17 protein-coding genes are annotated in these 20334 nt (G+C 72.7%); 11 read left to right on the top strand and 6 right to left on the bottom strand.

Annotated features, from left to right (window positions below):
• Positions 1 to 133: 133 nt before the first annotated feature.
• The 9 genes from ACWGIF_RS17430 to ACWGIF_RS17390 all read left to right on the top strand — a co-directional run bounded on the left by ACWGIF_RS17430 (position 134) and on the right by ACWGIF_RS17390 (position 10060).
• Positions 134 to 589: a hypothetical protein gene (locus ACWGIF_RS17430; protein ID WP_453497804.1), complete on the top strand. Its 456-nt coding sequence runs from the start codon at positions 134 to 136 to the stop codon at positions 587 to 589.
• 108 nt (positions 590 to 697) lie between these two features.
• A complete protein-coding gene (locus ACWGIF_RS17425) occupies positions 698 to 1351 on the top strand; it encodes a PadR family transcriptional regulator (protein ID WP_453497801.1) in 654 nt (217 codons plus the stop codon).
• Positions 1352 to 1377: 26 nt separating this feature from the next.
• Positions 1378 to 2124 (top strand): ABC transporter ATP-binding protein, encoded by a 747-nt coding sequence (locus tag ACWGIF_RS17420; protein ID WP_453497798.1) that lies wholly within the window; start codon positions 1378 to 1380, stop codon positions 2122 to 2124.
• 98 nt (positions 2125 to 2222) lie between these two features.
• Positions 2223 to 4982, top strand: a complete 2760-nt coding sequence (locus ACWGIF_RS17415) for an FtsX-like permease family protein (protein WP_453497895.1) — start codon at positions 2223 to 2225, stop codon at positions 4980 to 4982.
• Positions 4983 to 5064: 82 nt separating this feature from the next.
• Complete coding sequence (locus ACWGIF_RS17410) at positions 5065 to 5604, top strand: bacterial proteasome activator family protein (protein ID WP_453497795.1); 540 nt, start codon at positions 5065 to 5067, stop codon at positions 5602 to 5604.
• A 193-nt stretch (positions 5605 to 5797) separates the two neighbouring features.
• Positions 5798 to 6679 carry an NTP transferase domain-containing protein gene (locus tag ACWGIF_RS17405; RefSeq protein ID WP_453497793.1) on the top strand — a complete coding sequence of 294 codons (882 nt, stop codon included), beginning with the start codon at positions 5798 to 5800 and terminating at the stop codon, positions 6677 to 6679.
• Complete coding sequence (locus tag ACWGIF_RS17400; RefSeq protein WP_453497790.1) at positions 6676 to 7968, top strand: molybdopterin molybdotransferase MoeA; 1293 nt, start codon at positions 6676 to 6678, stop codon at positions 7966 to 7968. The genes ACWGIF_RS17405 and ACWGIF_RS17400 overlap by 4 nt, the downstream gene beginning before the upstream one ends.
• A complete protein-coding gene (locus ACWGIF_RS17395; RefSeq protein ID WP_453497787.1) occupies positions 7956 to 9056 on the top strand; it encodes a potassium channel family protein in 1101 nt (366 codons plus the stop codon). The genes ACWGIF_RS17400 and ACWGIF_RS17395 overlap by 13 nt, the downstream gene beginning before the upstream one ends.
• 26 nt (positions 9057 to 9082) lie before the next feature.
• Entirely contained in the window at positions 9083 to 10060 is a 978-nt protein-coding gene (locus ACWGIF_RS17390) for an NAD(P)H-quinone oxidoreductase (RefSeq protein ID WP_453497784.1), read from the top strand.
• Between the two features lie 194 nt (positions 10061 to 10254).
• On the opposite strand, the gene ACWGIF_RS17385 is transcribed toward ACWGIF_RS17390, so the two are convergent.
• Genes ACWGIF_RS17385 through pdhA form a run of 3 tightly spaced genes read right to left on the bottom strand, consistent with a single transcriptional unit; the run spans position 10255 to position 13756 of the window.
• Positions 10255 to 11604: a dihydrolipoamide acetyltransferase family protein gene (locus ACWGIF_RS17385; protein WP_453497781.1), complete on the bottom strand. Its 1350-nt coding sequence runs from the start codon at positions 11602 to 11604 to the stop codon at positions 10255 to 10257.
• Entirely contained in the window at positions 11604 to 12572 is a 969-nt protein-coding gene (locus ACWGIF_RS17380; protein WP_453497892.1) for an alpha-ketoacid dehydrogenase subunit beta, read from the bottom strand. Before ACWGIF_RS17380 ends, ACWGIF_RS17385 begins: the two co-directional genes overlap by 1 nt.
• A 47-nt stretch (positions 12573 to 12619) precedes the next feature.
• Entirely contained in the window at positions 12620 to 13756 is a 1137-nt protein-coding gene (gene pdhA, locus ACWGIF_RS17375) for a pyruvate dehydrogenase (acetyl-transferring) E1 component subunit alpha (RefSeq protein ID WP_453497778.1), read from the bottom strand.
• Between the two features lie 178 nt (positions 13757 to 13934).
• Here pdhA and ACWGIF_RS17370 point away from each other — a divergent pair, with 178 nt between their 5' ends.
• The gene (locus ACWGIF_RS17370) at positions 13935 to 14504 is read left to right on the top strand and encodes an Lrp/AsnC family transcriptional regulator (protein ID WP_453497776.1); all 570 of its coding nucleotides are present in this window, start codon (positions 13935 to 13937) and stop codon (positions 14502 to 14504) included.
• Positions 14505 to 14621: 117 nt separating this feature from the next.
• Here ACWGIF_RS17370 and ACWGIF_RS17365 read toward each other — a convergent pair whose 3' ends face one another.
• From ACWGIF_RS17365 to ACWGIF_RS17355, 3 genes are all read right to left on the bottom strand, one after another.
• Positions 14622 to 16283 (bottom strand): hypothetical protein, encoded by a 1662-nt coding sequence (locus ACWGIF_RS17365; RefSeq protein WP_453497773.1) that lies wholly within the window; start codon positions 16281 to 16283, stop codon positions 14622 to 14624.
• 146 nt (positions 16284 to 16429) lie between these two features.
• Complete coding sequence (locus tag ACWGIF_RS17360) at positions 16430 to 17017, bottom strand: TetR/AcrR family transcriptional regulator (RefSeq protein ID WP_453497770.1); 588 nt, start codon at positions 17015 to 17017, stop codon at positions 16430 to 16432.
• Positions 17014 to 18525 (bottom strand): 3-hydroxyacyl-CoA dehydrogenase, encoded by a 1512-nt coding sequence (locus ACWGIF_RS17355; protein WP_453497767.1) that lies wholly within the window; start codon positions 18523 to 18525, stop codon positions 17014 to 17016. The genes ACWGIF_RS17360 and ACWGIF_RS17355 overlap by 4 nt, the downstream gene beginning before the upstream one ends.
• 124 nt (positions 18526 to 18649) lie before the next feature.
• Between ACWGIF_RS17355 and paaN the strand changes: the two genes are divergently transcribed.
• A complete protein-coding gene (gene paaN / locus ACWGIF_RS17350; protein ID WP_453497764.1) occupies positions 18650 to 20332 on the top strand; it encodes a phenylacetic acid degradation protein PaaN in 1683 nt (560 codons plus the stop codon).
• Positions 20333 to 20334: the final 2 nt, after the last annotated feature.

The following is a 20334-nucleotide window of genomic DNA, read 5'->3' as shown; positions in this document are numbered from 1 at the left end:
GCGCGACACACCGGCATCCCGGGCACCCCGATGGGGCACCCGGGATGCCGGTTTTGCCCCACTATGTAAATCTGAGCCCATATCTCCGACGCTCAGCGAGCAGCTCGGTCGCTCGGGACGGGAGGGGCTCTCCATGATCCAAGGCTTCCGCCCGCCGCGCTGGCTGGCCTGCGCGGCACTCGTCGCCGCCGTCCTCGCGCCCGCCGCTTCCGCCTATGCCGGGCCCCTCGCCCCGGCCCGCCACTCCCCCGCCCGCCCCGCCGGGGACGACCCGTACGAGGAGCTCGCCGGCAGTGTCCCCGGAGTCGGGCGGGAGCGGCCCGGACGTCCGGCGGCCGAGCGCGCCAACCCGGAGCTGGCGGTGGCCTCCCGGCCGCTGCCCGTCCACCCCCGCGCCCGGCGCACGGCCCCGCCGACCACCGCCCCGACACCTCCGGCCCCGCCGACAGCCGTGATCAGGGCCATCGGAACCGAGCCGAACGACCGGGCCGCCGATCTGGCCGCGCACATACTGCCACTGGGCACCGGATTCGCCCTGATGGGGCTGGGTCTGGGCTACATGGGGATGCGCCTGCGCCGCAGCATCTAGGGCCGCCCCACGGCGTGCTCCGCATCCCGCTCGGTCCCCGTGTCCCCCTTCCGGCGTACATCTCAGGATGGTTGCCCTGAGTGAACATACTCGGTATACATACCGAGTATGTCGATCCGTCACGGGCTTCTCGCCCTGCTGGAACGGGGTCCTCGGTACGGCTCACAGCTGCGCACCGAGTTCGAATCCCGCACCGGCTCCACCTGGCCGCTCAACGTCGGGCAGGTCTACACGACCCTGGCCCGCCTCGAACGCGACGGCCTCGTCGCCCCAGGCGGTGAGGACGCCGCCGGCCACACCCTGTACGCCATCACCGACACCGGGCGTGCCGAACTGCACCAGTGGTACGAGCGGCCCGTCGACCGGGCCAACCCGCCCCGCGACGAGCTGTCCATCAAGCTCGCCATGGCCGTCGGCGCCCCCGGCGTGGACATCCGCGCCGTCATCCAGTCCCAGCGGCACGCCACGATCAAGGCGATGCAGGACTACACCCGGCTCAAGGCCACGGCACTCGCCGCGGTCGAGAGCGGGCAGTCCCGCGAACGCGACGACGTGGCCTGGCTGCTCGTCCTGGAACAGCTGATCTTCCAGACCGAAGCCGAGGCCCGCTGGCTCGACCACTGCGAAGCCCGGCTGGTCCGGCTCTCCCTGCCGGCCGACGGGAGAGCCGCCGCACCCGAACCGCCCCAGGCCGCCGCGGCCGAAGCTCCGGCCCCGACCACCACCGCCCGGCCCCACACCGCCCGCACGCGGCGTGGCTGAACCACCGTTCCAGGGGGGACCCCTTCATGCCTGACCAGCCCCAGCCCCGGCAGCCCGTCCTGCAGTTGGACCAACTCGTACGCACCCACGGCAGCGGTGCCACCGAAGTGCACGCCCTGCGCGGGATCAACCTCTCCGTCTTCCCCGGCGAACTCGTCGCCGTCATGGGCCCGTCCGGCTCCGGCAAGTCCACGCTGCTCACCCTCGCGGGCGGCCTCGACACCCCGAGCAGCGGCCGGGTGATCGTCGAGGGAACCGACATCACCGCGGCGAGCCGCAAGCAGCTGACCGCGCTGCGCCGCCGCAGCATCGGGTACGTCTTCCAGGACTACAACCTGATCCCGGCCCTCACCGCCGCCGAGAACGTGGCCCTGCCCCGCGAGCTCGACGGGACCTCCGCCCGCAAGGCCCGGGTCTCCGCCCTCGCCGCGCTGGAGGAGATGGGCCTCGGCGCACTCGCCGACCGCTTCCCCGACGAGATGTCCGGCGGCCAGCAGCAGCGTGTGGCCATCGCCCGCGCCCTCGTGGGCGACCGCCGCCTGGTCCTCGCCGACGAGCCCACCGGCGCGCTCGACTCCGAGACCGGCGAGTCCGTCCTCGGCCTGCTGCGCTCCCGCTGCGACGCGGGCGCGGCCGGCATCCTCGTCACGCACGAGCCGCGGTTCGCCGCCTGGGCCGACCGCGTCGTCTTCCTGCGCGACGGCAGCGTGGTCGACGAGACCCTGCGCAGCCAGGCCGACTCCCTCCTGTCCGGTCAGGTGGCCGACCGGTGACCTCGCTCCAAGGCTGGTACCACTCCTGGGTCGCGGCGCTGCGCATCGCCCGCCGCGACGCCTGGCGCGCCAAGGGCCGCAGCTCCCTCGTCCTCGCGATGATCGCCCTGCCGATCGTCGGGGTGAGCGCCGCAGACCTCACGCTGCGCAGCGCCGAACTCTCTCCCGAGCAGTCCGCCACCCGCCTGATGGGCGCAGCGGACGCCCGGGTGAACTCCACCCACATCGCCAAGGGCATCTACCAGAAGCCCGACGGCACGGGCTACTCGCCCGTCGGCGGCCACGACGCCTACGACGGCCCCCCGACGGCGAGGGACAAGCGGCCCGAGCCGGACCTGTCCGCATTCCCGGCCGGGACGCAGATCCTCAAGGACTCCGCCGGCTACGGCAAGGTGCGCACCGCGCACGGGCTGCTCGACACCGAACTACGCGAAATAGACACGCACAGCCCGCTGGCGGCGGGCCTGATCACGCTCGACCGCGGCAGGCTGCCCGAGGGTGCGGGCGAGGTCATCGCCACCCATGCCTTCCTGGAGAACTCCGGCCTCTTCGTCGGCTCCTCGGTCACCCCGCGCGGCGCGAACTCCTCGTACAAGATCGTCGGTGCGTACGAGCTCCCCAGCCAACTCGACCGGGAGGAGCTCATCGCCCCGCCGGGAACCCTGATCGAACCGCTCGACCAGGCGCTCCGGGCCTCCGGAGCGCGCGAGGTGCGGGGGGAGGACGCCTACCTGGTCAAGGTCGGCGGCGACGGTCTCACGTGGGACGAGGTCAAGGCGGCCAACACCAAGGGTCTGCTCGTGTTCTCCCGCGCCGTCCTCCTCGACCCGCCAGCCGACTCCGAAGTGCCCCTCTACGAGCAGGACCCCTCCTTCCGGATCGACCGGAGCGCGGGCGACACCGCCGAAATGGCCGTCCTGGCCACCATCGTGGGCCTCGCCATGCTGGAGATCTGCCTGCTCGCCGGACCGGCCTTCGCGGTCGGCGCCCGGCGCTCGCGCCGCCAGCTCGGCCTCGTCGGCGCCAACGGCGGCGACCGGCGCCACATCCGCTCCATCGTGCTCTCCGGCGGCCTGGTCATCGGCGCCGTGGCCGCCGTCGCCGGCACCGCGATCGGCGTGGTGCTCACCGTCGCACTCCGTCCGGTGCTCGAGGAGCAGCTCGGCAATCGCTTCGGCGGCTTCGACTTCCGCCCGCTGGAACTGGCCGCCATCGCCCTGCTCGCCGTCGTGACCGGGCTGCTGTCCGCGATCGTCCCGGCGATCACCGCGTCGCGGCAGACCGTGCTGGCCTCGCTGACCGGACGCCGCGGGGTGCGCCGCGCCAACCGTGTGCTGCCGGTCATCGGCCTGCTCGCCGTCGGCGCCGGCGCCGCGATCGCCCTGTACGGCAGCACGTCGGAGATGGGCTCCACCGTCGTGGCGGGCGGCAGCGCCCTCGCCGAACTCGGCATCGTCGCCCTCACCCCCGTCCTGGTCGGCCTGTTCGGGCGGCTCGGGCGGTGGCTGCCGCTGTCCCCGCGGCTCGCGCTGCGCGACGCCGTGCGCAACCGGGGGCGTACGGCGCCCGCGGTGGCCGCCGTACTGGCCGCCGTCGCCGGCACCGTCGCCGTGGCCACCTACGAGCACAGCCGCGACGTGCAGCTGCGCCACGAGTACGTGGCGGAGCTGCCGCACGGCACCGGACTGCTGGAGACCAACGAGAACGACGCCTACAAGGAGGTGCCGGCCCTGCGGGAGGCCCTCGCCAGGGACCTGCCGCTGGCGCTGCGGGCGGACGTCGACCGGCTGGTCGTCGGCAAGCCCAGCTGCGAGACGTTCTCGCCGGAACCCGGCTGCGGCCGCGTCGAGATCATCAAGCCCAAGGAGCAGCGCTGCCCGCTCTACGAGAACCCCAAGGGCCCCGACGCCTTCAGTGAGGCGGAGACACGGAAACTGCGCCAGGACTGGCGCTGCGAGGACTCCCGGTTCGGCACGCAGCACGCCACCGTCGTCGCCGACGAGAAGCTGCTGACCGTGCTGGCGGTCACCGACCCGGGCACCGTGGCCGCCCTCAAGGCGGGCAAGCCCGTCGCCTTCGACAAGCGGCAGGTGAAGGACGGCAAGCTCACCCTGCGGGTCGTCAGCGGCCCGGAAGGGGCCGACGTCTTCCAGGGGATGGGCCAGGAGCCTCCCGGTGAGGACAAGGTCATCGCCGTCCACCTCGCACCCGACGGCGTCGAGAGCTGGGGCGTCGATCTGGTCCTGCCGCAGGCGGCGGTCAAGGCCGCGGGGCTGGCCACCGCACCGTCCGGCTCGTACTTCAGCACCGACGGGGCCGTCTCCAGCGAGCAACGCCAGAAGCTGGCCGGGGAGATCGACCGGATGGGCGTCGAGGTGTCCCTGCGCATCGAGGCCGGCTACCAGGGCAACGACGACCTGGCCCTGCTCGTCCTGACCGTCTTCGCGGGCCTGGTCACCATCGGCGCCGCCGGCATCGCCACCGGGCTCGCCCAGGCCGACGCCGAGGCCGATCTGAAGACCCTGGCCGCGGTGGGCGCGGCGCCGCGCGTGCGGCGGACGCTGAGCGGCTTCCAGTGCGGGGTGGTGGCCCTGATGGGCGTCGTCCTGGGATCGGCGGCCGGAATCCTGCCCGCGGTCGGACTGCGCCTCACCCAGCGGCGGGAACGGGAACAGCTCTACGACCGCTCCCTCGCCGAGGGCTACCTGCCGACGGCGGACTCCCTGCCCTACGTGCCGATCGCCGTGCCGTGGGAGACCCTCGGCGGGCTGATCATCGTGGTCCCGCTGGGCGCGGCACTGCTGGCGGCGCTGGTCACGCGCTCCAGCGGCGCGCTGGCCCGCCGCGCGGCCGGCTGATGTCGGTGCCCCCGTACAGGTTGGATCACGCCTGTACGGGGGCACACCGTGTGAGTACGGAGGTGTGCGAGAGAATGACGGCATGGAGATGCCGAGGAGTGAACGGTCGCAGGACAACCCCCCGCACGTCCTGATCGTGGGACAGGACGGGACGGCGGTCGGCGACGCCGATGACGAGTCGCGCGAGGTCCCGGTGACGGAGATGGTCGAACAGCCCGCCAAGGTCATGCGGATCGGCAGCATGATCAAGCAACTCCTGGAAGAGGTACGTGCCGCGCCTCTCGACGAGGCGAGCCGGGTCCGGCTCAAGGACATCCATGCCGCCTCGGTGAAGGAGCTGGAGGACGGTCTGGCCCCCGAGCTCGTGGAGGAACTGGAGCGCCTGTCCCTCCCGTTCACGGAGGAGGCCATTCCCTCCGAGGCTGAACTGCGCATCGCCCAGGCCCAGTTGGTGGGCTGGCTGGAGGGCCTCTTCCACGGCATCCAGACGGCTCTGTTCGCGCAGCAGATGGCGGCGCGGGCCCAGCTGGAACAGATGCGCCGCGCCCTCCCGCCGGGCGGGCCGCACGACGACGACGAAGACGGCGGCCACGGCGCGATCCGCTCGGGCCCTTACCTCTAGGGCGGGTCTGCAGACGAAGCGGGTCGGGATGCCCTGTGCATCCGGACCCGCCTCTCTTCCGCCCCCCCCCCGACGGCATCCAGCCCCGCCGGCGATCGAGGCGCGGGGTCCGGGGCGGAGCCCGGGAATCCGGGATGCGCCTCCGGTAATCGGGGCTCCCCGCAAGGGACATGGCCGACGCATACTCTGGGGCATGAGCTACGACGCGATCGTGCTGGCCGGCGGCGCCGCGCAGCGACTCGGCGGGGCGGACAAGCCCGCGCTGAGCGTCGGCGGCCGCGCCCTCCTGGACCGCGTCCTCGACGCCTGCCCCGACGCCCGCACCACCGTCGTGGTCGGCGCCCGCCGCCCCACCGCCCGCCCGGTCCGCTGGACCCGCGAGGAGCCTCCCGGCGGCGGCCCGGTGGCCGCGCTGGACGCCGGACTGCGCCAGAGCACCGCCGCGCTGGTCCTCGTCCTCTCCGCAGATCTGCCGTTCCTCGACCGGGACACCGTGCGGACCCTGCTGGACGCGCCCGGTACCCACGGAACACCCGGGGCGGACGGGGCGATGCTGCGGGACCCCGACGGCCGGGACCAGCCGCTGGTCGCCGCCTACCGGGCCGAGCCCCTGCGCCGCGAGATCGCCCTGCTCGCCGCCGAACACGGCAACCTCACCGGGCTGCCGCTGCGCGCACTCACCGCCGAACTCGACCTCGCCCGCGTCACGGCGCAGCCGCTGGCCTCCTTCGACTGCGACACCTGGGACGATCTCGCCGCCGCCCGCGCCCGGATCAGGGACCATGGGACCGTGCTGGACCAATGGATCACCGCCGTCAAGAACGAGCTGGGCATCGACCTCGCCGTCGACACCAAGACCCTGCTCGACCTCGCCCGGGACGCCGCCCACGGCGTCGCCCGGCCCGCCGCCCCGCTGACCACCTTCCTGGTCGGCTACGCGGCCGCCCACGCCGCCGCCACCGGCGCCGACCCCGCCCAGGCCGTCGCCGAGGCCTCCCGCAAGGCCGCCGACCTGGCGCTGCGCTGGGCCGCCGAGGCAGAGGACGACGCCGCCGAACAGAACGGCTCCGGATGACCCCGACGAACTCCGCCGATCAGGCCCTGGACGAGGCCCTGGCCCTGGTCAGCCGCGCCCCGGAGGGCGGCGGCGGGGGCGGTCACCGCGCGGCCTCCTGGCCCCGGGCCCGGGACGCCGCCGTGCACGCCGGGGCCGGGGTGCGGCCCCGTACCCACCTGGTCCCCCTCGCGGAGGCCCTCGGCGAGGTCCTGGCCGCCCCCCTGGAGGCGCTGACCGACCTGCCGTCCTTCGACACGTCCGCCATGGACGGCTGGGCCGTCGCCGGCCCGGGCCCCTGGAGCATGCGCAGCGGCGGCGTCCTGGCCGGCTCCGACCGGCCGGAGCCGCTCACCGACGGCGAGGCGGTACGGATCGCCACCGGCGCCCGGATCCCAGCCGACACCACCGCCGTCATCCGCAGCGAGCACTGCCGCGAGGCCGGCACCCAGCTCTTCGCCGACCGGCCCGTCCTCACCGGCCAGGACATCCGTCCCCGCGGCCAGGAGTGCCGCTCCGGGGACCTGCTGCTGCCCGCCGGCTCCCTGGTCACCCCGGCCGTCCTCGGACTCGCCGCGGCCGCCGGGTACGACGAGCTGACCACCCGGCCGCGCCCCAGCGTGGAGATCCTGGTGCTCGGGGACGAGTTGCTCACCGAGGGCCTCCCGCACGACGGGCTGATCCGCGACGCCCTCAGCCCCATGCTGGGGCCCTGGCTCACGCGCCTCGGCGCCGACGTCGTCGCCGTGCGACGGCTCGGCGACGATCCGGCGGGGGCCGCGGCGCTGCTGGAGGCCGTCACCACGTCCACCGCGGACGTCCTCGTGACCACCGGCGGCACCGCGTCCGGACCCGTCGACCACGTCCACCCCGTGCTGCGCCAGGCCGGCGCCGACCTGCTGGTCGACGGGGTCGCCGTGCGCCCCGGGCATCCGATGCTGCTGGCCCGCATCGGGTCCCGTGCGGACGGCCGGCACGTGGTCGGGCTGCCGGGCAACCCGCTGGCCGCCGTGTCCGGCCTGCTGACCCTCGCCGAACCCCTGCTGCGGGCCCTCGCCGGCCGCAGCAGGCGCCCCCGCTACACCGCGCCGGTCCAGAGCGACGTACCGGGCCACCCGTACGACACCCGGCTGGTCCCCGTGCAGCTGAGCGAGGAGCACGCCGTACCGTTGCGTTTCCACGGCCCCGCGATGCTGCGCGGCGTGGCGGCCGCCGACGCGCTGGCCGTCGTACCGCCCAAAGGCGCGCGGTCCGGGCAGGAGCTGGAAATTCTCGATCTGCCGTGGGCTTCAGGAGGATGTTTCACGTGAAACTTCACGGTCAGGACGCCATGGCCCGCGCCGCCGACGAGAAACTCGTCTCCCGGCGCGTCAAGCTGCCCAAACGGATCGTCGAGCAGCCGCTGAGCCAGGTCACCAAGCGCCTGCTGATGGCCCTGTTCGTGCTCTTCCTGACGGTCTTGATCGTCTGGCTCGACCGCGACGGTTATCACGACAACGCCAACGAGACGGTCGATCTCCTCGACTGCTTCTACTACGCCACCGTCACGCTGTCGACGACCGGCTACGGCGACATCGTCCCGTACAGCGACAGCGCACGGCTGATCAACATCCTGCTGATCACCCCGCTGCGCGTGCTGTTCCTGATCATCCTGGTCGGTACCACCCTGGAAGTGCTCACGGAGCGGACGAGGGAAGAGTGGCGGCTGAAGCGCTGGAGGAAGAACTTGCGTGAACACACGGTCGTCGTCGGCTTTGGCACCAAGGGCCGCTCGGCCTTGCAGACGCTGCTGGCCACCGGCCTCTCCAAGGAGCAGGTCGTCATCGTCGACCCCAGCACCAAGGTGATCGACATCGCCAACTCGGAGGGCTTCACGGGCGTGGTCGGCGACGCCACCCGCTCCGACGTACTGCTCCGCGCCGAGGTGCAGAAGGCCCGTCAGATCGTCATCGCCACCCAGCGGGACGACACGGCGGTCCTGGTCACGCTGACGGCCCGGCAGCTCAACCGCGGCGCGAAGATCGTCGCGGCGGTGCGCGAGGAGGAGAACGCCCCGCTGCTGCGCCAGTCCGGCGCGGACGCCGTCATCACGAGCGCGAGCGCGGCCGGCCGACTGCTGGGCCTCTCGGTGCTCAGCCCGAGCGCGGGCACCGTGATGGAGGACCTGATCCATCAGGGCAGCGGCCTCGACCTGATCGAACGCCCTGCCAAGAAGTCCGAGGTCGGCAAGTCGGTACGGGACACCGACGACCTGGTGGTGAACGTGCTGCGCGGGCACCGGCTGCTCGCGTACGACGACCCGCACGCGAGCCCGATCCAGCTGACGGACCGTCTCATCACCATCGTGCGGGCGGTGCCGCCCACGACGCCGCAGGTGACGCTGGGTCCTGCCGAGTAGGCGCGAGTTGGCGTAGCCTCCGGGCCATGCATGCGATCACCATCGAGCAGCCCGGCGCCCCCGAGGCCCTCGTCTGGACCGACGTACCCGATCCGGTGCCGGGCGAGGGCGAGGTCCTCGTCGAGGTCGCGGCGAGCGCCGTGAACCGCGCCGACGTCCTCCAGCGGCAGGGGTTCTACGACCCGCCGCCCGGCGCCTCGCGGTATCCGGGCCTGGAGTGTTCCGGGCGGATCGCGGCGGTCGGGCCGGGAGTGTCCGGCTGGTCGGTCGGGGACGAGGTGTGCGCCCTGCTGGCCGGCGGCGGGTACGCGCAGCGGGTGGCCGCTCCGGCGGGCCAGCTGCTGCCGGTCCCGGCGGGCGTGGACCTGCTGACGGCCGCCGCGCTGCCCGAGGTCGTCACGACGGTGTGGTCCAACGTGTTCATGGTGGCCGGACTGCGCCCGGGCGAGACTCTGCTGGTGCACGGCGGGTCCAGCGGGATCGGGACGATGGCGATCCAGCTGGCGAAGGCGGTGGGCGCGACGGTCGCCGTGACGGCCGGCGGCCCGGAGAAGCTGGCGCGCTGCAAGGAGCTGGGCGCGGACATCCTCATCGACTACCGCGAGCAGGACTTCGTGAAGGAGCTGCGGGCGGCGACGGGCGGTGCCGGGGCGGACGTGATCCTGGACATCATGGGCGCGAAGTACCTGGCCCGGAACGTGGACGCGCTGGCCGTGAACGGCCGCCTCGCCGTGATCGGGCTCCAGGGCGGCGTCAAGGCCGAGCTGAACCTCGGGGCGCTGCTGGCCAAGCGGGCGGCGATCACCGCCACCTCCCTGCGGGCCCGCCCGCTGGAGGAGAAGGCGGCCATCGTCGCGGCCGTACGGGAGCACGTGTGGCCGCTGGTGGCCGCGGGGCGGGTCCGTCCGGTGGTGCACGCGTCGTTCCCGATGCGGGAGGCGGCCGAGGCGCACCGGGTCATGGAGTCGAGCGCCCACGTGGGCAAACTCCTGCTCACGGTCTGAGCCCGGGCGCGCCCCGCAGTGCGGAGCCCTCTCCCCGCCTCGCCCCTTCACCGTTTCCCGGCCTCTGCCCGGACCCGGGTCTTCGAACGCCGGACGGGCTGAAAATCCAGCCCCGATCCGACTTTGCCGATGTTTGGGGCCTGGGGCGCGGGGCGGCCACGGCGGCGACGCCGTATCCGCCCCGCGCTGCGCGGCTACAGGCTGCGCAGCAGGACGGCCGGGGACTCGACGCAGTCGGCGACGTAGCGCAGGAAGCCGCCCGCCGTGCCGCCGTCGCAGACCCGGTGGTCGAACGTCAGCGACAGCTGCACGACCTGCCGCACCGCCAGCTCGCCCTGGTGCACCCACGGCTTCGCGATGATCCGGCCGACCCCGAGCATCGCCGCCTCGGGGTGATTGATGATCGGCGTGGAGCCGTCGACCCCGAACACCCCGTAGTTGTTCAGGGTGAAGGTGCCGCCCGTCAGGTCGGACGGGGCCAGCTTCCCGGCGCGGGCCAGCTCGGTCAGCCGGGCGAACTCCGCCGACAGCGACTCGGGGTTGCGGTTCTGCGCGTCCCGGACCACCGGGACCACCAGGCCCCGTTCGGTCTGCGCGGCGAAGCCCAGGTGCACCGACGGGAGCCGGACGATCTCCTTGGCCGCGAGGTCCACGGTGGAGTTGAGCTCCGGGTACCGGGTCAGCGCGGCCGTGCAGATCCGTGCCAGCAGCGCGAGCACCGAGATCTTGGGTCCGCCCGCGGCGTTCATCGCGGCGCGGGCGGCCATCAGCTCGGTGGCGTCGGCATCGACCCAGCAGGTGGCGTCCGGGATCTCCCGGCGGCTGCGCGACAGCTTCTCGGCGACCGCCCCGCGCACACCCTTGAGCGGGATCCGCTCGCCCTGCGCCGCCACGGGCGCAGCCGCGACGGGAGCCGGCTCGGGGGCCCGCAGCGCGGCCAGCGCCGCCTCGACGTCCGCCCGCAGGATCAGGCCTTCGGGTCCGGACCCGTGCAGCGCGCGCAGGTCGACCCCGCCGTCCCGCGCCAGTTTGCGCACCAGCGGCGAGATCACGGGCACCGGCCCGGCCGGGACGGCCGCGACGGACGCGACAGGCGCCGCGGCCGGAGCGACGGGCGCCGCGGCCGGAGCGACGGGCGCCGCGGCCGGAGCGACGGCCGGCGACGAGACCTCGGCGGTGACGGGTCGCACCCGTCGCCGACGCGCCGGGCGGGAGTGGTCCGTGCCGTAACCGATCAGGGGCCGGGGCGAGTTGCCGGAGCCCTCGGCTTCGTCCGCCGGGGCCTCCGGGAGCGTCTGCGCGCCCACCGCCACGGTGATCAGCGGCGCCCCGACCGGGAGTTCCGTGCCCTCCTCCCCGAAGCGGGCGGTGACCACCCCGCCGTAGGGGCACGGAACCTCCACCATCGCCTTGGCCGTCTCGACCTCGACCACCGGCTGGTCGATGGCGACGACGTCGCCCACGGCCACCAGCCAGCGGACGATCTCGGCCTCGGTCAGGCCCTCCCCGAGGTCGGGGAGCTTGAATTCCATTACCTGCGGCATCAGTTCTCCCACTGCAGGCGGGCCACGGCGTCCAGGATCCGGTCCACTCCCGGCAGGTGGTGCTTCTCCAGCATCGGCGGCGGATACGGGATGTCGAAGCCCGTCACCCGCAGCACCGGCGCCTCCAGGTGGTGGAAGCACCGCTCCATGATGCGAGCGGCGATCTCCGCACCCGGTCCGCCGAAGCCGTTCGCCTCGTGGACGACCACCGCGCGCCCCGTACGGCGTACGGACTCCATGACCGTGTCCTCGTCGAAGGGGACGAGCGAGCGCAGGTCGACGACCTCCAGCTCCCAGCCCTCCTCGCGCGCCGCCTCGGCCGCCTCCAGGCACACCGGCAGCGAGGGCCCGTAGGTGATCAGCGTCGCGCTCGCGCCCGTCCGCCGGACCAGCGCCTTCCCGATGGCCGGGACGGCCGTCGGCGCCTCGGGCGACCAGTCGGCCTTCGACCAGTAGAGCCGCTTCGGCTCCAGGAAGATCACCGGGTCGTCGCTGGCGATGGACGCGCGCAGCAGCCCGTACGCGTCCTCGACCGTCGCCGGGGTCACCACGTGCAGACCGGGGGTCGCCACGTAGTACGCCTCGGAGGAGTCGCAGTGGTGCTCCACGCCGCCGATCCCGCCGCCGTACGGCACCCGGATGGTGATCGGCAGCGGCATCGCACCGCGGGTGCGGTTGCGCATCTTGGCCACGTGCGAGATGAGCTGCTCGAAGGCCGGGTACGCGAAGGCGTCGAACTGCATCTCGACCACCGGCCGCAGCCCGTACATGGCCATGCCGACCGCCGCGCCCAGGATTCCCGCCTCGGCGAGCGGGGTGTCCGTGCAGCGCTCCTCGCCGAACTCCTTCGCGAGCCCGTCCGTGATCCGGAAGACCCCGCCGAGCGTGCCCACGTCCTCGCCCATGACGTGGACCGTCGGGTCCTCGGCCATCGCGTCGCGCATGGCCCGGGTCAGGGCCTGCGCCATCGTCGAGGGCTTGACCCCCGACTTCGCGGACTTCGCCGCCACCGTCGTCACGCCTGGTCCTCGGCTTCCAGCTCTGCGCGCAGCATGGCCGCCTGCTCCCGCAGCCGGTCGGTCTGCTCCGCGTACACGTGCGCGAACAGGTCCATCGGGTCCACCACCGGATCCGCGTTCATCCCCTCGCGGAGCGACGCCGCCATCACCTCGGCCTCGTCGCGCGCCGCCTGGATGCCCGCCTCGTCGATGATCCCGCGCGCGGTCAGCTCGCGCTCGAGCAGATCGATCGGGTCGTGCGCCTTCCAGGCCTCGACCTCGGCGTCGCCGCGGTAGCGGGTCGCGTCGTCGGCGTTCGTGTGGGCCTCCATGCGGTACGTGACGGCCTCGATCAGGGTCGGCCCGCCGCCGGCCCGGGCCCGCCGCACCGCCTCGGCCAGCACCTCGTGCATCGCGGCGATGTCGTTGCCGTCGACCAGCCGGCCGGGCATCCCGTAGCCGACGCCCTTGTGGGCCAGCGTCGGGGCCGCGGTCTGCTTGGCGAGCGGGACGGAGATCGCGAAGCCGTTGTTCTGCACGAGGAAGACCACCGGGGCCTGCCAGACGGCGGCGAAGTTCAGCGCCTCGTGGAAGTCGCCCTCGCTGGTGCCGCCGTCGCCGACCATGGCGAGGGCGACGACGTCGTCGCCGCGCAGCCTGGCCGCGTGCGCCAGGCCCACCGCGTGCGGCAGCTGGGTGGCGAGCGGGGTGCTCAGCGGGGCTATGCGGTGCTCACGCGGGTCGTATCCGGTGTGCCAGTCGCCGCGCAGCAGGGTCAGCGCCTGTACGGGGTCCAGTCCGCGCGCCACGGCCGCCAGGGTGTCGCGATAGCTCGGGAAGAGCCAGTCCCGGTCCTCCAGGACCAGGGCGGCCGCGATCTCGCAGGCCTCCTGGCCGACGGTGGAGGGGTAGACGGCGAGCCGGCCCTGCTTGGTCAGCGCGGTGGCCTGGGCGTTGTAGCGGCGACCGCGCACCAGCTCGGCGTAGCACCGGCGCATCAGCGCGGGGTCGAGCCGGTCGGCCGCCTCGGTGCCGAGGACCCGGTAGGGCTCGGCGTCCGGGAGCAGCGGGGCGGCGTCCGTACGGGGCCTCCAGGCGGGCGGCGGGGTGGGACGGTGGGACGCACCGGCACCGGGCAGCTCTTGGACCGTCATGGCGGCGTACACCTCCTCGTGGGAAGCGGGCAGGGGGTGCCCCGGATGTGAGGCCCCTCACCTACCGATTGTTCGGTTGTCTGCGCAATTTGGCTACAGGCGGCTCCAGGCTGTGGACAAACTGGCGCCGGGGCCCTGGGATGGATGCAGGACGTCCAGGAGAGGGAGGCATCGGGCAATGCCGGATGAACAAATGGCCGGAGCGGGTTCCCTACCGGTACCGCCGGGGGGCGCCCCCGGCGCCTCCGGAGTCCCTCCCGCGGCGCCGCGCCCCCTGGACCCGATCGACCGGTCGATCATGCGGCTGCTCCAGGCGGACGGCCGCGCGTCGATACGATCGGTGGCGGAGCAGGTGCACGTCTCACGGGCTAACGCCTACGCCCGCATCAACCGGCTCATCGACGACGGGGTGATCCGCGGCTTCACGGCTCGCGTCAACCACGAACGCGCAGGCCAGGGCGCATCCGCCTACATCACCCTGAAGATCGTCCAGAATTCCTGGCGCACGGTCCGCGAGCAGCTCCGCGAACTCCCGGGCGCCGCCCACATCGCCCTGGTCAGCGGAGATTTCGACGTGCTGCTCCTGGTGCACACCCCGGACAACCGGACCCTGCGTGAACTGGTCCTGACGCGCCTCCAGGCCATCCCGGAGGTCCTCTCGACACGCACCCTGCTGGTCTTCGAGGAGACGGACCTGCAGGACGCCGGCCCGGGCCCGGCCGGCGCCCCGGCCATCGCCGAGGAGTAGGCGGCCACCAGGGGCGGTGGCGGCCGGGGCCGTCCGGGTACGACAGCGCCCCGGGAACGGCCTGTACGGGCCGTCCCCGGGGCGTCGGCTGTGTGCCCCTGCGGTGCTACCGGTGGATCACTTGGTGTCGTAGTAGCCGAAGATGTCGACGATCAGGTCGGTGTCTTCCCAGCCCTGGTTCCAGAAGTCGACGATGCCGGTGGACCCGGTGCTCGCCTGGACGAGGTTCGGGACGGTGGCGCCCTTCGTCCAGTTCAGGTTCGAGGAGTTGGGCGGCGTCGGCCAGTGTTCGGCCTCGTTGATGTAGTCGTCCATCGAGTTCGGGTCCGGGGTGACCGTGAGGAAACCGTCGCCCCTGGTGTTGGTCACCGTGGCGTTCATCACGAAACCCGAGATGCCGGGGTCGTCGTAGGAGAGCGGCATGTAGATGTAGCTGCGAGGGCCCAGCGGGCCCCCGTCCCAGCTCGCGGGGTCACGGGTGTCGAGCAGACGCTCCGGCGACAGCGGCAGGAAGGCGCCCTTGCTGTCGGCGCTGTAGAAGCCGACGACGTCGACGATGACGTCGGTGCCCGCCCACGCACCGTTGAAGACGCTGATCTTGCCGTCCAAACCGACGGGCACGATCACCGAGTTGGCGATCGTCTGACCGGCGGAGAAGTTCAGGTTGGACGCGGTCGGGGTCTGCGCCCCGCCCGGGAAGACCGACAGGTGGCCGGCCTCCCTCGGGCTGGTGACCGTCACGTTGAGCGCCACGGCGCTGATGCCCTGGGGCACGCCGCGCAGGCCGCTGATCTGCGTGGAGAAGGTCTTCCGTCCGCCGAGCTGGCCCTGGACGGTGCCGAGGCCCTCGCGTGTGTCGACGAAGCGGGACGGGGTGACCGGGGTGTAGCCGCTGGAGGCGGTGTGGCTGAAGTAGCCGGTGACGTCCGCGATCAGGTTGACCGGCATCGAGCTGCGGTTGGCCAGCTCGACGTAGCCGTTCTTGCCGACCGGCACGATGACCAGGTTCGGGACGGTCTGACGGGCCTTGAAGTTGACGTTCGACGTGGTCGGACGCTCGGTGCCCTCGGGGAAGGCGATGATGTGGCCGTCACTGTTGGTGTCGGTGACGGTGACGTTGAGGACCACGGCGGTGACCCCGGCCGGTATCCCGCCGTTGCCGCCGACCTTCACGCGGGTCGAGCTGTACGGCTGGACCATGCCCTGCGCCGCGCCGGTCCCGTTCCGGGTGTCCAGGAGACGGGTCGGGGCGTACGGGGTGAAGTCCGAGCCCGGGGTGACGAGCGCGATCGTGTTGGTGGCCGTCACGTTGTTCGCGACGTCCTTCACGGTGACCTTGGCCGTGTAGGAGCCGACCTCGGCGTAGGTGTGCGGCGAGGTCAGGACGGTGGTTTCGGGGAGGGCGTTCTCCACCTTCCTGGTGACCGTCTCCGTCTTCCCGTCGCCCCAGTCGATGGTGACGTCGAGCGTGGCGTCCACGCTCGTGAAGGACGTGTCCAGCTCCACGGAGTGCGCCGTGGTGCCGTAGACGGTCAGGCCGATCGCGAGATCCTGGTTGGCTGCGATGGACTGCGTCTGCGCGGCGGCGGCGCCGGTCTTGGCGGAGGCCAGCGCCTTGCGGACCGTGCGGTCCGCGGGGCTGGTGAAGGTGTGCTCCTTGGACTTGGACGCCTTGCCGAGGCCCAGGTCCAGGTCGGGCTTGGTCATACCGTGCGCGTCGGGCTTGGCCGGATCGGCCTGGGCCACGCCCGGGATGAGGCCAACACCTGCCGCGACCATGGCGGCAGCGGAGATTACGAGACGGCGGTTGCGCACCGGCCCCCCATTTTCTTTGCAAAAGCGACTTTTTGAACGCGCTCAGGACGGAAATCCTGATCAGCGTACAGAGCCCCTCCGACCGTGGCCGGAGGGGTCCCCCCGGAGCCTCAGCGGGCCGTGCGCAGGCCGTCGAAGGCCATGTGGACGACCGCGTCCGCGAGCTGGTCGGCGCCGGTGCCCGAATGCGGGCGGTACCACTCGACCAGGGAGTTCACCATGCCGAAGAGCAGACGGGTGGCCAGCCGGATGTCCACGTCCGCCCGGAGGTCGCCGTCCGCCGCGGCCGCCCCCAGCAGGTCGGCGACCTGGTGGTCGAACTCGCGGCGGCGCTCCAGGGCCCAGCGCTCGGTCCGGGTGTTGCCGCGCACGCGCAGCAGCAGCGTCACGTACGGCAGCTCGGAGACCAGCACCTCGACCGTGCGGCGCGTGACGTACTCGACGCGCTCGACCGCACGGCCCCGTACCGCGCCCGGTTCCTCCAGCACCGCGAAGAGCTCGTCGAGGGCGCGGCTGACGGCCCGCCGCAGCAGTTCCTCCTTGCCCGCGACGTGGTGGTAGATCGAGGACTTCGAGATGCCCGCGGCCTTGGAGAGGTGCTCCATCGAGGTGCCGTCGTAGCCACGCTCGTTGAAGACCTGGACGGCGACGGACAGCAGCGTTTCGGGGGTGTACGTGTCCCGTTTGGCCGTGGTCACCGGTCCCCCTCGTCGTCACCGGCGGCGTAGCCCAGCTTGAACAGGGCCAGCGAGGGCGCGTACCGGCCTCCGGGGCAGCGCTCGTCGAGGTGGTGCAGGAGGTCGTAGGCCCAGTCCCGGCCGAGCCGGTCGTGCCACTCGGCCGGTCCCACCGGGTAGTTGACGCCGAGCCGCATGGCCGTGTCGATGTCCTCGGCGGAGGCTACTTTGCGGGCGACGGCGTCGGCCGTGAGGTCGATCAGCATCGCGACGGTCCGGGCGACGATCATGCCGGGGACGTCGCCGATGACGGAGACCTGCTTGCCCAGCTTCTGGAACAGGCCGATCGCCTCGGCGAGGGTCCGCTCGCTGGTGTCGTCGCTGGCCGAGAGCGCGATCCGGGTGGCGCCGCGGTAGTCGAGCGCGAGGTCGAAGTACACGACGTCCGCGAACTCGACGGAGGTCTTCCCGTCCGCGAGGACCAGCTGGCCCTCGCCGGGCAGCTGGATGTACGGGCCCCCGTGCTCGGTGGCCGTGACCGCGATCCCGGCCTCCTCCAGCAGGTCGGCCAGCTCCGCCGCGGGTCCGAGGTCGCCGACGACGGTGACCTTGGCCGGGGCCTCCTCGGGTCCCGCGGTGTGCGGCTGCGCGGCGGCGGCCTGCGGGCCGTACGGGAACCAGCCGTGCCCCGACTTGCGGCCGAGGCGGCCCGACTGGACCAGCCGGCGCTGCGCGAGGGAGGGGGTGAACTTGGGGCTGCGGAAGAAGGACTCCCACACGGAGCGGGTCACGGCTTCGTTGACGTCCTGGCCGATCAGGTCGGTCAGCTGGAACGGGCCCATCTTGAAGCCGCCGCTCTCGCGGAGCACGGCGTCGATGGTGGCCGGGTCGGCGCCCTGCTCCTCGTACACCGCGAAGGCCTCGGCGTAGAAGGGGCGGGCGATCCGGTTGACGATGAAACCGGGGGTGTCGGCGCAGCGGACCGGCGTCTTCCCCCAGCCGAGGACGGTGCGGTACGCGCGCTCGGCGGCGGCCGGGTCGGTCGCGGAACCGCTGACCACCTCGACGAGCGGGAGCAGCGGGGCCGGGTTGAAGAAGTGCAGGCCGAGGAAGCGGCCGGGGTGAGCGAGCCCGGCGGCGAGCTCGGTGACGGAGAGGGAGGAGGTGTTGGTGGCCAGCAGCGCGTCCGGCGCCACCACCTCTTCGAGCGCGGCGAAGAGGCTCTGCTTCACGGTGACGTTCTCGACCACCGCCTCGATGACCAGCCCGGCACCGGCGAGGTCCGCGAGGTCGCCCGCGGCACCGATCCTGCCGATCGCGTCCTCGGCCTCGGCGTGATCGAGGCGGCCCTTGGCGGCCATCCGCTCGACGCGGTCCTGCACGAAACCGACGCCGTCGGCGGCGAGAGCGGCATTGATGTCGTAGATCAGCACGCGGTGACCTGCGAGAAGGACGACCTGGGCGATGCCCTGGCCCATGGTGCCCGCGCCGACGACCGCCACAGTGCGAGACCGCTCGATTGCTGTCATGTCCTGATCCTCCCGCACCGACTTATCCACAGGTCCGCCGGGCCCTCTTGTCCCGACCGATCGTTCGGTTACTCTAACTCCAGTCTGCTCTTCTTCGCCCGGCTCAACGAGGAGTTGGTCCCTGATGGCCGCCGAGCTCACCGTCCCCCAGCTGTCCGCCAAGCACCGGCCCACCCTGGACCAGGCCTTGTCGGCGATCCGCAGCCGCGCCTACTGGTCGCCGCATCCCGAACACCCCAAGGCGTACGGCGAGACCGCCCCGGCCGACGGGCTCGCCGCCTTCGAGGCCGTCCGCGGCACGCGGCTGGACCTGGGGCAGCCCGGCACCGACGGCTGGACGGGCGCCGAGGTGTCCCCGTACGGCTTGGAGCTGGGCGTCGAGTACCCGCATGTGGACCCGGACGTGCTGCTCCCCGCGATGAAGGCCGGCATGGGTGCCTGGCGTGACGCGGGGCCCGAGGCGCGCGCCCTGGTCTGTATCGAGATCCTGGCCCGCATCTCCGCCCGGACCCACGAGTTCGCGCACGCGGTCATGCACACCAGCGGCCAGGCCTTCATGATGGCGTTCCAGGCGGGCGGCCCGCACGCACAGGACCGCGGCCTGGAGGCCGTGGCCTACGCGTACGAGGAGCAGACCCGGGTCCCCGGCCAGGCCGACTGGTCGAAGCCGCAGGGCAAGAAGGACCCGCTGCAGCTCGGCAAGCGCTTCACCGCGGTGCCGCGCGGCGTCGCCCTCATGATCGGCTGCAACACCTTCCCGACGTGGAACGGCTACCCCGGCCTGTTCGCCTCCCTCGCCACCGGCAACGCGGTGCTGGTCAAGCCGCACCCCCGGGCCGTGCTGCCGCTCGCGCTGACCGTCCAGGTCGCCCGGGAGGTCATCGCCGAGGCGGGCTTCGACCCGAACCTGGTGGCGCTCGCCGTCGAGCGCCCGGGCGAGGGCATCGCCAAGGACCTCGCGGTCCGCCCCGAGATCAAGCTGATCGACTACACCGGGTCCACGGAGTTCGGGGACTGGCTGGAGACCCACGCCCGCCAGGCGCAGGTCTACACGGAGAAGGCCGGCGTCAACACCGTGGTCGTCGACTCCACCGACAACTACAAGGGCATGCTGGCGAACCTCGCGTTCTCCCTGTCCCTCTACAGCGGCCAGATGTGCACCACCCCGCAGAACCTGCTGATCCCGCGCGACGGCATCGCGACGGACGCCGGCCACAGGACGTACGACGAGGTCGTCGCCGACCTCGCCGCCTCGGTCGGCGGCCTGCTGGGCGACGACGCCCGGGCCAACGCGCTGCTCGGCGCGCTGGTCAACCCGGACGTCAAGGCCCGTCTGGAGGCGGCGGCCGGACTGGGCGAGGTCGCGCTGGCCTCCCGGGAGGTCGTGAACCCCGAATTCCCGGACGCGGTGGTCCGCACCCCCGTCCTGGTCAAGCTGGACGCGGCCAAGCCGGACCCGGACGCGCCCTACCTCTCGGAGTGCTTCGGCCCGGTCGCCTTCGCGGTGGCCGTGGACACCACCGCCGACGCCCTCGACCTGCTGCGCCGCACGGTGCGGGAGAAGGGCGCCATGACGGTGGGCGCGTACACGACGTCGGCGGACACCGAGCGGGCGATCGAGGAGGTCTGCCTGGAGGAGTCCGCGCAGCTCTCCCTGAACCTGACCGGCGGGGTCTACGTCAACCAGACCGCGGCGTTCTCGGACTTCCACGGCTCGGGCGGCAACCCTGCGGCCAACGCGGCACTGTGCGACGGAGCCTTCGTCGCAAACCGCTTCCGCGTGGTGGAGGTCCGCCGCCAGGCGTAAGC

It is taken from the genome of Streptomyces sp. NPDC054849, from assembly GCF_053610945.1.
This window is presented reverse-complemented; position numbering and strand designations above follow the sequence as displayed.

What these genes read in the sequence shown, in the direction of transcription:
- ACWGIF_RS17415 (WP_453497895.1), top strand. Translation starts at nt 2,223, where the DNA reads ATGATCGCCCTGCCGATCGTCGGGGTGAGCGCCGCAGACCTCACGCTG.
- ACWGIF_RS17355 (WP_453497767.1), bottom strand. Translation starts at nt 18,525, where the DNA reads ATGACAGCAATCGAGCGGTCTCGCACTGTGGCGGTCGTCGGCGCGGGC.
- ACWGIF_RS17370 (WP_453497776.1), top strand. Translation starts at nt 13,935, where the DNA reads ATGCCGGATGAACAAATGGCCGGAGCGGGTTCCCTACCGGTACCGCCG.
- ACWGIF_RS17430 (WP_453497804.1), top strand. Translation starts at nt 134, where the DNA reads ATGATCCAAGGCTTCCGCCCGCCGCGCTGGCTGGCCTGCGCGGCACTC.
- pdhA (WP_453497778.1), bottom strand. Translation starts at nt 13,756, where the DNA reads ATGACGGTCCAAGAGCTGCCCGGTGCCGGTGCGTCCCACCGTCCCACC.
- ACWGIF_RS17365 (WP_453497773.1), bottom strand. Translation starts at nt 16,283, where the DNA reads ATGGTCGCGGCAGGTGTTGGCCTCATCCCGGGCGTGGCCCAGGCCGAT.
- paaN (WP_453497764.1), top strand. Translation starts at nt 18,650, where the DNA reads ATGGCCGCCGAGCTCACCGTCCCCCAGCTGTCCGCCAAGCACCGGCCC.
- ACWGIF_RS17425 (WP_453497801.1), top strand. Translation starts at nt 698, where the DNA reads ATGTCGATCCGTCACGGGCTTCTCGCCCTGCTGGAACGGGGTCCTCGG.
- ACWGIF_RS17385 (WP_453497781.1), bottom strand. Translation starts at nt 11,604, where the DNA reads ATGCCGCAGGTAATGGAATTCAAGCTCCCCGACCTCGGGGAGGGCCTG.
- ACWGIF_RS17380 (WP_453497892.1), bottom strand. Translation starts at nt 12,572, where the DNA reads ATGGCGCAGGCCCTGACCCGGGCCATGCGCGACGCGATGGCCGAGGAC.
- ACWGIF_RS17410 (WP_453497795.1), top strand. Translation starts at nt 5,065, where the DNA reads ATGGAGATGCCGAGGAGTGAACGGTCGCAGGACAACCCCCCGCACGTC.
- ACWGIF_RS17405 (WP_453497793.1), top strand. Translation starts at nt 5,798, where the DNA reads ATGAGCTACGACGCGATCGTGCTGGCCGGCGGCGCCGCGCAGCGACTC.
- ACWGIF_RS17390 (WP_453497784.1), top strand. Translation starts at nt 9,083, where the DNA reads ATGCATGCGATCACCATCGAGCAGCCCGGCGCCCCCGAGGCCCTCGTC.
- ACWGIF_RS17400 (WP_453497790.1), top strand. Translation starts at nt 6,676, where the DNA reads ATGACCCCGACGAACTCCGCCGATCAGGCCCTGGACGAGGCCCTGGCC.
- ACWGIF_RS17420 (WP_453497798.1), top strand. Translation starts at nt 1,378, where the DNA reads ATGCCTGACCAGCCCCAGCCCCGGCAGCCCGTCCTGCAGTTGGACCAA.
- ACWGIF_RS17395 (WP_453497787.1), top strand. Translation starts at nt 7,956, where the DNA reads ATGTTTCACGTGAAACTTCACGGTCAGGACGCCATGGCCCGCGCCGCC.